This window comes from Priestia sp. J2 (assembly GCF_020790095.1).
Lineage (GTDB): Bacteria > Bacillota > Bacilli > Bacillales > Bacillaceae_H > Priestia > Priestia zanthoxyli.
Genome location: NZ_CP086208.1, coordinates 3,314,176 through 3,327,013 on the forward strand (window position 1 = coordinate 3,314,176; position 12,838 = coordinate 3,327,013).

16 protein-coding genes are annotated in these 12,838 nt (G+C 37.9%); 5 read left to right on the forward strand and 11 right to left on the reverse strand.

The genetic code is table 11. The features are described from left to right. Positions 1–266 precede the first annotated feature (266 nt). The gene (locus tag LJY09_RS17040) at positions 267–470 is read left to right on the forward strand and encodes a YjcZ family sporulation protein (protein ID WP_375164330.1); all 204 of its coding nucleotides are present in this window, start codon (positions 267–269) and stop codon (positions 468–470) included. 57 nt (positions 471–527) lie between these two features. Here LJY09_RS17040 and LJY09_RS17045 read toward each other — a convergent pair whose 3' ends face one another. The 4 genes from LJY09_RS17045 to LJY09_RS17060 all read right to left on the reverse strand — a co-directional run bounded on the left by LJY09_RS17045 (position 528) and on the right by LJY09_RS17060 (position 3,190). After that, entirely contained in the window at positions 528–1,505 is a 978-nt protein-coding gene (locus LJY09_RS17045) for a ring-cleaving dioxygenase (RefSeq protein ID WP_028414610.1), read from the reverse strand. 213 nt (positions 1,506–1,718) lie between these two features. Then, positions 1,719–2,342: an FMN-binding negative transcriptional regulator gene (locus LJY09_RS17050; RefSeq protein ID WP_228307347.1), complete on the reverse strand. Its 624-nt coding sequence runs from the start codon at positions 2,340–2,342 to the stop codon at positions 1,719–1,721. Between the two features lie 273 nt (positions 2,343–2,615). Further along, positions 2,616–2,993 (reverse strand): hypothetical protein, encoded by a 378-nt coding sequence (locus LJY09_RS17055; protein WP_098999213.1) that lies wholly within the window; start codon positions 2,991–2,993, stop codon positions 2,616–2,618. A gap of 23 nt (positions 2,994–3,016) precedes the next feature. Then, positions 3,017–3,190, reverse strand: a complete 174-nt coding sequence (locus LJY09_RS17060; protein WP_167387325.1) for a glycine zipper domain-containing protein — start codon at positions 3,188–3,190, stop codon at positions 3,017–3,019. Positions 3,191–3,483: 293 nt separating this feature from the next. On the opposite strand from LJY09_RS17060, the gene LJY09_RS17065 reads away from it, so the two are divergent. Next, positions 3,484–4,056 (forward strand): CBO0543 family protein, encoded by a 573-nt coding sequence (locus LJY09_RS17065; RefSeq protein ID WP_028414613.1) that lies wholly within the window; start codon positions 3,484–3,486, stop codon positions 4,054–4,056. A gap of 176 nt (positions 4,057–4,232) precedes the next feature. On the opposite strand, the gene LJY09_RS17070 is transcribed toward LJY09_RS17065, so the two are convergent. From LJY09_RS17070 to LJY09_RS17080, 3 genes are all read right to left on the reverse strand, one after another. Continuing rightward, entirely contained in the window at positions 4,233–5,129 is an 897-nt protein-coding gene (locus LJY09_RS17070; protein WP_028414614.1) for an intracellular short-chain-length polyhydroxyalkanoate depolymerase, read from the reverse strand. Between the two features lie 207 nt (positions 5,130–5,336). Beyond that, positions 5,337–5,528: a hypothetical protein gene (locus LJY09_RS17075; RefSeq protein ID WP_013058089.1), complete on the reverse strand. Its 192-nt coding sequence runs from the start codon at positions 5,526–5,528 to the stop codon at positions 5,337–5,339. A gap of 89 nt (positions 5,529–5,617) precedes the next feature. After that, positions 5,618–6,148, reverse strand: coding sequence for an ECF transporter S component (locus LJY09_RS17080; RefSeq protein WP_028414615.1), 531 nt, complete (start codon positions 6,146–6,148; stop codon positions 5,618–5,620). Positions 6,149–6,569: 421 nt separating this feature from the next. Between LJY09_RS17080 and LJY09_RS17085 the strand changes: the two genes are divergently transcribed. After that, positions 6,570–7,073 (forward strand): YehS family protein, encoded by a 504-nt coding sequence (locus tag LJY09_RS17085; RefSeq protein WP_028414616.1) that lies wholly within the window; start codon positions 6,570–6,572, stop codon positions 7,071–7,073. 1 nt (position 7,074) lies between these two features. Further along, the gene (locus LJY09_RS17090) at positions 7,075–7,782 is read left to right on the forward strand and encodes a M48 family metallopeptidase (protein WP_028414617.1); all 708 of its coding nucleotides are present in this window, start codon (positions 7,075–7,077) and stop codon (positions 7,780–7,782) included. Between the two features lie 53 nt (positions 7,783–7,835). Here LJY09_RS17090 and fbp read toward each other — a convergent pair whose 3' ends face one another. Next, positions 7,836–9,764 (reverse strand): fructose-1,6-bisphosphatase, encoded by a 1,929-nt coding sequence (gene fbp / locus LJY09_RS17095; protein ID WP_028414618.1) that lies wholly within the window; start codon positions 9,762–9,764, stop codon positions 7,836–7,838. 867 nt (positions 9,765–10,631) lie between these two features. Continuing rightward, positions 10,632–11,507 (reverse strand): YitT family protein, encoded by an 876-nt coding sequence (locus tag LJY09_RS17100; RefSeq protein WP_013058095.1) that lies wholly within the window; start codon positions 11,505–11,507, stop codon positions 10,632–10,634. A gap of 289 nt (positions 11,508–11,796) precedes the next feature. Here LJY09_RS17100 and LJY09_RS17105 point away from each other — a divergent pair, with 289 nt between their 5' ends. Then, entirely contained in the window at positions 11,797–11,997 is a 201-nt protein-coding gene (locus tag LJY09_RS17105) for a cold-shock protein (RefSeq protein ID WP_025908891.1), read from the forward strand. Between the two features lie 197 nt (positions 11,998–12,194). Here LJY09_RS17105 and LJY09_RS17110 read toward each other — a convergent pair whose 3' ends face one another. Both LJY09_RS17110 and LJY09_RS17115 read right to left on the reverse strand, forming a co-directional pair. Then, positions 12,195–12,368, reverse strand: a complete 174-nt coding sequence (locus LJY09_RS17110; RefSeq protein WP_014459100.1) for a hypothetical protein — start codon at positions 12,366–12,368, stop codon at positions 12,195–12,197. Between the two features lie 207 nt (positions 12,369–12,575). Then, positions 12,576–12,779, reverse strand: coding sequence for a cold-shock protein (locus LJY09_RS17115; protein ID WP_013056405.1), 204 nt, complete (start codon positions 12,777–12,779; stop codon positions 12,576–12,578). Positions 12,780–12,838: the final 59 nt, after the last annotated feature.

The following is a 12,838-nucleotide window of genomic DNA, read 5'->3' on the forward strand; positions in this document are numbered from 1 at the left end:
TTTAGAACAGGTAACCCCCTTCCCTTCTGACATAACTTATAAGGCCACAAGCATTGTAAAACTAAGTTCCACATTTCCATTCACCATAAAATATAGTTAATCAACCATAATTGGGCTGTGAATAAGCTTCATATGAGGACCTTCGAACATATGAATAAGTTATCAAAGCTTTATAAAAGTTTTATAAATGAAGGGAAGATATTAAAATGCATAATAACGTAAACGCACCTTTTAGTTCTAATGAAAATATGCCGTTCTCACCTGCTATGGCTCACCACGGCTATGCTGCTCCTGCTTATGACCATATGATTCCACACTGCGGATATACAATGCCGGACTATGGATATATGGAATGTGGATATAGCGTTCCTTGCCACAGAGGTAATGGTTTTGCCATTATCATCGTACTGTTTATTTTACTCATTATTATTGGTGCATGTGGTTTCGGTTTCCATCACGATGATTGTTAACCTAAAAAACTCCAGTATAAATACTGGAGTTTTTTCATGTCTTAATCGCTGCAAACCTTATAGCGTTTCGTCCAAATCTAGAGGTCTCAGCTTCTCTTCAATTTCTTTGCGCTTCGGCTCTAAAAATGGCGGCAGCGCTAATGTTTGACCCATCGTTTCAAGCGGTTCATCGGTCGCAAATCCAGGTGTGTCCGTTGATAATTCAAATAAAATGCCGTTTGGTTCTCTGAAATAAAGTGCTTTAAAATAGTATCGCTCTACTTTACCGGAATTCGGCAGACTGTTTTCATTTAATCGAGTTGCCCACTTATTGTATTCTTCTTCATTTGGCACACGGAAGGCAACGTGATGAACGCCACCGCGCCCTAAGCGAACTTTCGGCAAATCGGGTCTCGTTTCAATATGAACTTCGGCTCCGCTTCCGCCTTCACCCGTTGCATAAACCAAAATATCCTTTTGATTTTCTGCAAAAGATGGATAAGAACCTACATAGCGAAATCCCATAATGTTTGTTAGTACACCGACTGTTGGTTCTGCCGTGCCCACCGTTAGCGTGACCGGTCCTAAGCCGATGATCGCATGTTCTAACGGAATGTCTTCGCGCTTCCACGGCACGCCTGCTCTTACACCTTTTTCACCGTTGTCCGCGACAAGAAGCAAACGTGTACCTTCGTAATCTTTAAATGCTAATGTATCACGATTAGCTCGTTTAGCTATTTCTTCATATTCCACTCCGTGCTGCTCGAAGCGTTCTTTCCAAAAGTGTAGAGAATCCGTACTTTTAACGCGAAGCGACACAGTCGAAATGTCAGATGCACCTTCATGTGTTCTTGCAAGCCCTGGAATATCAAAAAACGTTACTTCCGTTCCTGGGGTCCCTTCTCCATCTGCATAAAATAAGTGGTAAGACTGAGTGTTATCTTGATTCACCGTTTTTTTTACTAATCGCATGCCTAAAACTTTAGTGAAAAACTGATAGTTTTTCTCAGCTTTCCCCGTCAGAATAGATACATGATGCAACCCTAACAATTCCATCTGATCCGCCTCTTTTCATAATATATAAATTTTTTAACTCACGCTAAAATTATCTTTAATTTAATTATCTTTAATTAAAGATAATTTTAAAGGATATACAGCCTGTTTGTCAATAACAAGAAAAGTACTGTGGACATAAAAAAAGAAACTAAAAACATATTCAGTTTCTTTTTGGATTTAAGCTACCGAATAGATCATTCTTTTAACTAGCCCTTACTTTTTAAGCGCGCGCTGCACATTTTGTTCCATCAGGGCTGCAATTTTCTTTTCATTTTCACGCGACGTCTGCTCTAATTTTTCTATAACTAGCTGCTGTCTCTCTGCTGAATGATTTTGACTTATCTTTTGTTTGCCTTCCATTTTAGTGATATCGATTTTAAATCCAACGATTCCTTTACTTAAACCATTCATATAAGCAGGATCAACGTCATTTAGTGTATATGTACTGCTCGGACTTTCATATTTCTCCACCATCTTCCTCAGCAGCCCAAGCAGTTCTGCTGGTTCTTCAATCATTTTCATCGTTCCATACACGTGAACAGCTTCATAATTCCATGTTGGTACAGCTTGATTCGTTTCATACCAAGACGGTGAAATATAGCAGTGAGGCCCTTGAAACACAATCAAAATATCTTGATTTTCAGCATCTTTCCACTGCTGATTCGGACGAGCAAAATGTCCGTATAAAGCTTTTTCTTTCCGGTTTAACATCAGGGGCAAATGAGTAGCATAAGGCTTTTCGTTATGATACGAAAACAAAGTGGCGAATCCATTATCTTCAATAAAATCATACATGATTTGTTCATCATTCACTTTAAAATACTTTGGAATATACATCGGCGCTTCTCCTTTATCTCTTATTTAGTAAAAGATATAATACTATACGCGTTTGCAACAGCGTCAGTTATGAACTTTTTATGGAGGTCAGCAAACATTTAACCATTTATGAATCGATTTTTTAAGAAGTTTATGCTACACTGGTGCGATGTAAACCGCCGATTTTTTACATGTATTTATTTAGCACATGATGCAATTAGATAGCTGTTGGCTAAATAAAGCTCCCGGAACTCAAAAAAGAAGAGCTTGTTTAAAACAGCTCATTTCTCACGTTTATCTATACAATTGAGGATTTCTTTCTCGTTTGATAGGTCCGCCTTTGGCTATATGCCACTCAATGACGCGGTCGGTTAAACGATCGTATACGTCGTCTTCTAAGTACGGATCTTCTGCCGAAGTGAACAAGATGTGAACATCGGCTTTTATTTCGGCTAACATAGCTGCGCTGAATACGTCCGGGTCATTTAATACGTCTAGTATATATAGCACTAGCATCTCAAATCCGCCGTCCCAATTGGCATTTCCGTTGCCTTGAGCTTCACAGCGAAGCTTTTCAATGGCTCGGATGACCTCGCCTTCTACGATATCCGACTGCCCATTTCTCGGAACATAGTTTAACCATAGTTCTTTTGCTTCGTCAAAATATTTCATTCTGCACTCCTTTCTTCTGAACTTTATTCTTTTTTGTTTCTTTGATTCATCGTCGTTCCAAAAACAACGCCTAATGATGTCCCAATCGCAATACCAAACCCGATATTATCCATCAACATTCCAAGAGAAGCCCCCATTGCAACACCTAAACCTAATCCTACCCCTAGATAATCTGTCTTTTTCTTTTCTTCAGACAAAAAATCACTCCTTGTTGCTACTATTTTATTGATACCTTTTATACGTAAAAAACGCGCTAAAAGTTTCATAAAAATGGAAAAAAGCAGTTACTTTAACTGCTTTTTAGATAATTAGCTGATAAACGGCCTCTCCGAGCAGCAAAATCGACGTAAGCATGCAGATAAAACCGAATACATACATCGTTTTACGTGCAGAAAAATACAAACAACTCAACAGGGAAAGGTATCCAAACCTTAAGAAAAGGGCAGTTTAAAAATAAAAAACTTTTCTTACTTAAAAAGGATGGATCACGTTGACAACCAATCAAAAGGAATATCTTGAAAAAATACATAGTATACAGGAAGATCTCTCCAAAACGTGGGCTGAATATTGGCATCACTACTCCACTCCAGGCTCTTGGCAGTTTTGGGTGACCTTGGGCGCTTTTATTTTACCTTTAGTCATTCTCTATTTTTTTATTGATCGAAAAAAAGCCTTTCACTTAGGGTTTTATGGATTTAACGTGCACGTTTGGTTTCACTATAGTGACACCGCTGGAGTTTATAACGGGCTGTGGACGTATCCTTACCAAATCAACACAATCATACCCGTAAGCTTTAGCCTAGATGCTTCGCTTATTCCCGTTGCTTTTATGCTTCTCTATCAATGGACGATCAACCATCATAAAAATTATTATTTATATGCAACGGCTCTTTGTTTATTTTTTGCTTTTATTTTCAAACCATTATTAACAGGGATCGGCTTTTTCCAGCTGCATGAATGGGCTACTTACGGTTATTTATTTGTATTTTATCTCGGGGTGATAGTGCTATCAAAATGGATTACCAATCTGTTTCTTTATTTTGAAAAGCAGCATTCAATATGATAAGTGGCATCAATAAAAAACGTAAGCACCTTCAAAAGACCTTACGTTTTTTTGCTTATTTTCTTTACTAATTGTCAGCTTCCTCAAAAAACAGCTTTCTTTTCTTAATGTTAATTTAGAACATGCTGCATCTAGCAATAATAAAACTTCTGTTACTAAGGAGAATGGCAATTTTCCTAAGCCCTGCTTAACTTAGCGTTGTATAAGTCCATTAAACTGCTTAAATCATCTAACAACGGGCAGTGGCCTACACCTTTCATGATTTTTAACGTTGCATTTTCCCCTATGCCTTTTGCGATGTCAGATGCATCTCTTGTTGAAACCATCTTATCTTCATCTCCTTGAATAACCATAGTAGGAATCGTGATTTTTTCCACCTCTCCTGTTCCTTGAACAACCCCGTTAAAATCGTTTGAAATGTTAAATCTCATGAGTGCGTAATTGATATCAATTAAGTTGCGCTGCTTGATCGTTCCTTCTAAATACTTTTCAAATTGATCAGCAGACGGCTTATTTTTTGTATATAAAAATTGACGCAGCATCATTTTTAAAAACCATGTGTTTTTTGTTTCTTTCGCGTTTTCTACCATTCTAAATGCTTCTTTTACTTCTTCTTTGGTTTGTATAAAATTGTTAGGAATAGGCAGTTCTAGAAACGTTCTTCTTGGAATGGGATAGCCTTTGATGTTGACGGAGCTTAATAGGATTAAATTTTTGGCATCATTCGGATGATCAATCACATATTGCATAGCAACTGCTCCTCCTAATGACCACCCGCTTATTGTAAAAGCAGACAACTTTAAAGCATCTGCAAACAGTTTGACATCATCTGATAAGTCTTTGATTGTGTGGATAGGTGTATGATAAGTGGAGTCTCCAAACCCTCTTAGGTCGATGGCATAAGCTGTGATATGTTCTGGCAGTTCGTTCATTAACACATCCCAGTTAAGGGAAGAATTCATGTTTCCGTGAATTAACAAAAGCACCTCTTTTCCGCCTTTTTTCATTCGGTAATTTACTGTTTCTCCATTCGGTAATTCTACTTTTGCTTGTTCTAAAGCAGATACGGTCATCGCTATTTTCCTCTTTTCTTATATGATTAGAACGATAGCTATCTTTAATTTTTACATACCCTATTTATCTAGAGTTAAGCAGTTCAAAAGAAGTTGTACAAACACCAAGATGATTGTGCGTCATTCTATTTGCTAAAAAAAGCAGCCAAATACGCGATTCGGCTGCCTTTTTATTATGAAGAAATATACGAATGAGCAACAAGGCCATTACTTTTTCGGTGCGTCTAATGCTTGATAAGCAAGCTGATATTTCCCGCCTTCAGCCACTTCTGCATGGTAGAGAGCTTTAAGAGCAAAGTTTTTTTCAAGGCTGTGCTCTTTCATCAGTCCATTCAGCTTACCTTGCAGTTCCTGATTGTCTTTAATGAGCTGCTTCATCTGTGATTTTAGATATTTCATGGTGTTTTCCGCTCCTTTCACTTGATGAATATCTATCAAGTATATCACTTAAGGATAGGATAATGGTAAAACGACTTACGATTGACGGATTAAATTTGTACCGCTCTGTTCTTTAAGCGCCCTACAAGCGGAACGACAATGATACCGGCGATAACAACTTGCATCACATTGCCTGGTATAGAGCCAAGCGGAAGGATCCAGTTACCGTAAAGAATCACTTCGGCAAAATAGTAGCCCACGATTTTCACAATCAGCGCAGCAACAACTGCCAGTGTGTTGACAAGTGCTCTTTTACCAGGTGCTTTTTCAGAGATAAGACCTGCTAAAAAGCCCATAGCCCCTACAATAATAAACGTAAACGGTGCCCATGCTGTCCAGCCCGAGATCAGATCGAATAACCCCATTCCAAAAGCGCCGGCGATGGCTCCTGTTTTTTTACCGTAAATAAAGGCCGCTATAAAAAGAGGAACGTTGCCTAAATGGATGAGACCTCCGTTACCCATGATTGGAAGCTTTATGTTGATAAACATTGTCGCTACAAACGTCAGTGCGATAAAAAGCGCATGCATGGATAAAGCTTTGATTTTGGTTGATTCTCTTGGTGAGTATGTTGAATTCATCTGTTGACCTCTTTCTTTTTTTACTACTATCATACTCCTATTTGGATACTAAATAAATATGTAAAACTATTTATTTAGTAGGGTATATCATTCTAGCAGCACACAGAGATCCGCTAACTTCAAAAATTGTCCTATCTCTTCTTAAAAAATAAAGCTGCCTCTCCTTCCTTTAGCAGACTGCACCTCCTAATTTTTGTTATGGCAAAGTGTCTGTTCGGACATAATATGAGCAAATCGTTCTTTTTCAAGAGTTGACGAAGGCTGATAAATATGAGAAGTTATATGTTTGTAGAAATGAATGGAATAACTTAGAATTCCAGCAGAACCTGTTACTATCATTGTACTGATATTGACCAAGTCCGTTCAGATTGTGGCAGTCATAATTTTTACATACAGCAAGCAAGTTATAGGAGGAGCAAGAATGGATAATAACGATATTTTAATTAGATTACGATATGCCTTAGATTTAAAAAATACAGAAATGGTAGAGATCTTTACTCTTGGCGGAGTAGACGTAACAAAAGAAGACGTATTAAAAATCCTTACGAGAACACCGGATGAAGAAGACGAGGATGCAGTTCATGCGGACGATCATATACCGTGCACGAACAGTATGTTAGATTCTTTTTTAAACGGTTTTATTACCTTTAAAAGAGGAAAACAAGATCCTAAATCAGGGCAAGCACCTCCAGCGCCGGTTCAGAGCAATCAAAATATGTATAACGTCTTATTAAAGAAAGTGAAAATCGCTTTATCCCTAACAAGTGAAGAGATGTTAGAAGTATTTGATGACGGTGGAATACGTGTATCTAAAGCAGAATTAGGTGCTTTATTACGAAAAAAAGGCCATAAAAATTACAAACCGTGCAAAGAGAATTTTGCTCGAAAATTCCTAAGAGGCTTAACCGTACAATATAGAGGATAACATGATACACACTTTTTCAAATCAGAGTATCCATTATGAAATACGATATAAAAACCGAAGTTCTTTTGCAATTAAAGTAGACGGATACGGAACGGTCGAAGTCCTTGCTCCTAAAGGAACGTCTACTGAACAAGTACGTATGTTATTAGAGAACAACTGGGCATTGATTCAGCAAAAAATAAATGAAATGAAAGATAGAACGCATGGACCCAAGAAAAAAGTCTATGAACACGGAGAAAGCTTTTTATATGTAGGAAAAAACTATCCGATACAAATTCATCACGATTCGACCATTCCAAAGGATTCTGTAGTGTTTGAAGCGAACACGCTTCAGATTTATGTCAATCAGCACGACGATGAAGCGATAAAACAAGCGCTCAAACGTTTTTACTATCAACAATGTAAAGCGCTCGTAACCAAAAGTATCTCCTCCTATCAAAAACATTTTAAAACAAAGCCGCGATCCATCTCGATTTCCGATAGCAAAAAAGCGTGGGGCACGTGTGATTCTAAGCGTCAGCTAACCTTCAACTGGCGGCTGGCAATGGCACCGCAGCACGTCATTGATTACGTAGTCGTTCATGAAATGTGCCACATGGTTCACATGAATCATGATCGGTCCTTTTGGCGTCTTGTCGGGAAAATTATGCCCGATTATCGTGAACAAGAGCACTGGCTGGAAATGTCGAGCTGGGAAATGACGGTGTAGTGGCTACATAAAAAAGAGCAGAAGCCCCGGGGCATACTGCTCTTTTTTTATCTTTAACTATAGCGATATTTTCTTAAATCTTTTAAAATCGAAATTTCTTTTAACAATTCTTCTCCGACATTTGTTTCTAAAACCATTTTTCTTTCTAGTTCTTTATCGACCAATCGCTTTACGGATAAGACGTCCGTTCCTTCTAATAAAATATCTTCTTTTGAATTAAAGTGTTTGTGAGCAACTAGCTGCATGCCGTAAGAATTATATAATAATGTATATCCAGCGATACCTGTTGTGGATTGATACGCTTTTGAAAAACCGCCGTCAATAACAATCATCTTTCCATTTGCTTTGACCGGGTTTTCTCCTTCGATTTCTTTGACAGGCGTATGACCATTAATAATATGACCGTGATCAGGATTCAGATTAAATTCTGCGAGGATGTTTTGGCAGACTTCCTCATTTTCCCGTAAATAGTAGTATGGATTTTTCTTCTCTTTATGCGTTGCTTTATCACTGATAAAATATCGTTCAAACGTCGTCATGGCGCGTTTCCCAAAGAGTGATGAATATTCTCCTGTCCATAGGTACCAGACCATATCTGTTGCCAAATCATCCGTTTCTTCAGGGTGCGCAAAAGCCTCCTGTAAATAATGTTCAAACACATCAAGCAAGTTACGGCCTGCATACGTTTTATCTTCTATCGTCATTTTTTCCATGTTTCCTTCTTCATCTAAAGGAATGCAGCCGTGTATTAATAAGTTTCCGTTGTATTTCAAATAAAGGCTGCCTTTTTTCATAAGAAACTTCATATGTCTCGCCAGCTTTTCCGAATGCTGCACGGAAAGCAGCAGTCTTTCCATTACCTGCTCTTCTTCTTCTAATAGCTGATCAGGCTGCGCCGGATCCACCGTTGCAAAGCAGCTGTTTTCTAGCGGATATGTGTTTCCGTATATCGTAATTTCATTTTTATCATAATCAATTTTTTCAAGCAGCAGCCTTTCTGACATATTAAAGAAAGGACGTCTTTTTATAATCGGACTTTCAAGCTTGAACTGAATCATCGCAATGGCCTGATGAATTTTCGTGATTTGTAGTCGCTCGTGATCGGATAGCTTGTCACTCGAGCTTACTTTTGGTCTAAAAGCAGGATTATCATCATAGTATTTCTCCGCCAAGTTAAGCAGCGGTCTCAGGTTAATGCCATATACGTCTTCAATAATATCTAGATTGTCGTATCTCGCGCAGATCCGAATAATATTGGCAAGACACACTTTCGAGCCCGCAAAAGCGCCTAGCCATAGCACATCGTGGTTTCCCCACTGAATATCAACGGAGTGATAGTTAATCAGCGTATCCATAATTTTATCCGGTTCAGGTCCACGATCATAAATATCCCCTACTACGTGCAGATGGTCCACAACCAATCTTTGCGTCGTATAAGCTAGCCCTATAATAAGCTTATCGGCTTGCCCTAAAGAAATAATCTGCTGAACAATCTTTGTATAGTACTGTTCTTTATTTGTAAATTCATCGGTTTTATATAGCAGCTCTTCAATAATGTACACAAATTGATCCGGCAATGCTTTACGCAGTTTAGAGCGCGTGTATTTAGAAGAAGCGTACGAGATGAGATTAAGCATACGATCGATGATTTCTTTATACCACTCATATAGTTCTCGTTTGTTTCGAAACTGCGCTTTAATCAACGGTAATTTTTCTTCAGGATAATACACTAATGTCGCAAATTCATTGATTTCTTTGTCAGATAATACATTTTTAAAAAGGTCTTTGATTTTCTCTTTTACATTTCCTGAACCATTTCGCAGCACGTGCTGAAAAGCTTGATACTCGCCGTGTAAATCACTGACAAAATGTTCAGTCCCCTTTGGCAGATGAAGAATAGCTTCAAGGTTAATAATTTCGGTTACCACTTTTTCTTCCGTATCATACTTTTGTGCAAGTAAATCTAGATATTTTGTGTTCAAAACTATGTATCCCCTTTCAACGTTCACCATTTAGTACAATCACTCATCAAGCTTGTGATTATGATGTTAAATACCTTTTATTTAACTCTTCTCTTTTCTCTCCACGCCTCACCCCTTTATTTTAACCTATTTTACGTATGGGTAAAATGGTATAAAGTCTATTTGTCTATAAAGATTAACCGGTCTTGCCCCCTTGAAGATGATAGCTAGCTGCTAACAAAAAAAACCTGCTGATCTTAGTCAACAGGTTCGATACATATGAAAGAAGCGCACATAATTAAGAAAGTTTACTCCGACCTCTATACAATAGCAGAGTTTTTCTTCCCTCGCTGTGAGAAAACGCACAGCGCCAAGTCCTTGGTGGTGGTACGATAAAGATGACCTTTCTGAGACAGGAAAAGTCATCCTTTGTATGATATAAGAATCATCATTCTGTTGAATCTCTGTTCTTCTACGTTCAGAGATTTTTTCTGTTGGCTTTGTTAAGTACAGCACGAGAGGAAAGTGAATACAAATACATATGGTACACGTAGGCTATCTGAGTCTGCTGTTTGACGGCGGAAGAAGTTGCATGTGGCTTTTCCGAGTAACAATTGCTTCTATTATAATATGGAACGCTGTTGTCAAATTTCCAAAGAAGAAATACAAAGGAAAAATCATTACGTGAATGTCTGCAGGTACCCTATCTACTTTAACTCTGACCGTCTCATTTTTTGAGCATATCCGATTTTAAAACCCTCCGCTCAGCATGTGGATTTTACGATATAAAAAAGCAGCGGATGTAAAACATCACGCTGCTTTTTCTTATCTCTACACGCCTAAGTAAAAAAGGATGTGGTAGAGTGTTCTTACAATGTATTGATGATGTTAGTGAATATTATTCTTTCGGAAATTACCGCCTTTAACTTCGGCTACGTCATATACCGTAACAAAAGCCGTCGGGTCAATTTCATTAATAATTTCTTTCATTTTGCTTTCTTCCAAGCGGTTGATTACACATGTGATTTCCTTGAATTTCTCATGGGAGTATCCGCCGTAAGCTTCTTTATATGTAGCGCTTCGACCTAAACGATCACGTATTGTCTCTACCATTAACGCAGGCTGAGAAGTGATAATTTGGAAGGTTTTCGATCCGCTTAGACCTACTTCTACGATGTGAATAACTTTGGATGCAATAAAGTATGCAATTGCAGAAAGAATCGCGCCTTGCAGACCAAATACTAGTGAAACAAAAATAAAGACAAACGCATTTAAGAACAAAATAAGATCACTTGTTCCAAACGGCAATTTTCGAGAAAGCAGTACAGCTAGCATATCGATGCCATCTAGCGCGCCGCCATTACGCAGTGCAATTCCCATTCCAAAACCAAGGATAATACCGCCGACAACGGTTACGAGTAGTGTATCTCCTTCAATAATCGCTGGAGTATGATGCATGAGGCTTGTACCGACAGCTAGTGAGACGATTCCGAGGATGGAAAATATAGCAAAACTTTTCCCGATTTGTTGATATCCTAACCATACAAAAGGAATATTAATAACGGCAATGAGAACTCCTAGTGGTAAGCCAAATAGGTTTGACGCAACGATACTAATGCCTGTTACTCCTCCATCTGAGACGTGGTTTGGAATTAAGACAGTTTCTAAGCCGTAAGCTGCAATAATCCCTCCGATAATGACCATTAGTGCTCGGAAAGCAATTTTTAGCCGCTTAGGCCTGTGGTGTTTTTTAGTTGTGTTCATATAATTCCTCGCTTTTAAATGTTTTTTACTATTTAAGTGTACCACAAACATTCTCTTTATTTGAACTGAGGAGGCTTACGTATCGGTTTTTAGCTCACATAGTGCAAAATAGACAAAGGATAACTTCTAGCTGTACAGACTCTATCCTTGCAATACGTCATCATTTCTGTTAAGTTTAAGGAGAATTATTTTTGTTCGGTAAAGATTGATAAGTTACATAACTTTCGTCTATAGATTTGAGCAAGGATAGTAACACAATGTGTGCGTGTCACACTAGGAGGCAACAATTATGGAACAAGGTAAAGTAAAATGGTTTAACGCAGAAAAAGGTTTTGGATTCATCGAACGCGAAAACGGAGACGATGTATTTGTACATTTCTCAGCAATCCAAAGCGAAGGCTTCAAATCTTTAGACGAAGGTCAAGCAGTTACATTTGAAGTAGAACAAGGTCAACGCGGCCCTCAAGCTACTAACGTTCAAAAAGCGTAATCCGTCATAAATAGAAAAAGACAGACTCCATGGAGTCTGTCTTTTTCATTACTTTGAAAATGTAATAATAAAACCCTATCCACTGAGGAATAGGGCTTATTAATACAAAAATAGTAATCGGTAATACAAATGGTAAACTCAGTATAGCATAGTATTGGCGGAATCCAAACTATAAATCAATATTTCTTCATGAATAATTATGATTCGTGCTTCATTAACTCTTCTTCAAAGAAAAATGTACTGGGATATTTATCAACTGTATAAGAATATCTTTTCATATTTTTCACATAATGACTTTTTAAGATGATCACTATTTCATTAGATGCTTTTATACTTACTGTTTCTCCATTAGCAAATAAGCTTATACTCATATCCTTCATCCTCTCTCATATCAAAAACAAGCAAATTTTTAACTTTATTTATCGGGAAATATAATGTGCATCTTATATTTGAGACGTTATCAGCATTCTGATAGTCGGCAATCTTTTCCAACGGCTAGTCCAGCGAAGATTTCTTTTTTAATTATTAAAATCCAAAGCAAAAAGACCCCTATGTGGAGTCTTTTTACGTTGGATTAATTATGCTACTTTATGAACGTTAGCAGCTTGTGCTCCGCGTTGACCTTGTTCAATGTCAAACGTTACTTTTTGACCTTCTTCTAACGATTTAAAGCCTTCACCTTGAATAGAGCTGAAATGTACGAATACATCGTCTCCGCCTTCAATTTCGATAAAGCCGAAGCCTTTGTCTGCATTAAACCATTTCACTGTACCTTGTTCCATAATAGTGCCTCCTGGTGTGGAATACTCCACGGTTGTATTACTACCCTTGTCCAACCATA

Bases quoted from the DNA above. Each gene is read 5' to 3' on its own strand.
- LJY09_RS17040 (WP_375164330.1), top strand. From the start codon at position 267: ATGGCTCACCACGGCTATGCTGCTCCTGCTTATGACCATATGATTCCA.
- LJY09_RS17045 (WP_028414610.1), bottom strand. From the start codon at position 1,505: ATGGAATTGTTAGGGTTGCATCATGTATCTATTCTGACGGGGAAAGCT.
- LJY09_RS17050 (WP_228307347.1), bottom strand. From the start codon at position 2,342: ATGTATATTCCAAAGTATTTTAAAGTGAATGATGAACAAATCATGTAT.
- LJY09_RS17055 (WP_098999213.1), bottom strand. From the start codon at position 2,993: ATGAAATATTTTGACGAAGCAAAAGAACTATGGTTAAACTATGTTCCG.
- LJY09_RS17070 (WP_028414614.1), bottom strand. From the start codon at position 5,129: ATGACCGTATCTGCTTTAGAACAAGCAAAAGTAGAATTACCGAATGGA.
- LJY09_RS17075 (WP_013058089.1), bottom strand. From the start codon at position 5,528: ATGAAATATCTAAAATCACAGATGAAGCAGCTCATTAAAGACAATCAG.
- LJY09_RS17080 (WP_028414615.1), bottom strand. From the start codon at position 6,148: ATGAATTCAACATACTCACCAAGAGAATCAACCAAAATCAAAGCTTTA.
- LJY09_RS17085 (WP_028414616.1), top strand. From the start codon at position 6,570: ATGGATAATAACGATATTTTAATTAGATTACGATATGCCTTAGATTTA.
- LJY09_RS17090 (WP_028414617.1), top strand. From the start codon at position 7,075: ATGATACACACTTTTTCAAATCAGAGTATCCATTATGAAATACGATAT.
- LJY09_RS17100 (WP_013058095.1), bottom strand. From the start codon at position 11,507: ATGAACACAACTAAAAAACACCACAGGCCTAAGCGGCTAAAAATTGCT.
- LJY09_RS17105 (WP_025908891.1), top strand. From the start codon at position 11,797: ATGGAACAAGGTAAAGTAAAATGGTTTAACGCAGAAAAAGGTTTTGGA.
- LJY09_RS17110 (WP_014459100.1), bottom strand. From the start codon at position 12,368: ATGAGTATAAGCTTATTTGCTAATGGAGAAACAGTAAGTATAAAAGCA.
- LJY09_RS17115 (WP_013056405.1), bottom strand. From the start codon at position 12,779: ATGGAACAAGGTACAGTGAAATGGTTTAATGCAGACAAAGGCTTCGGC.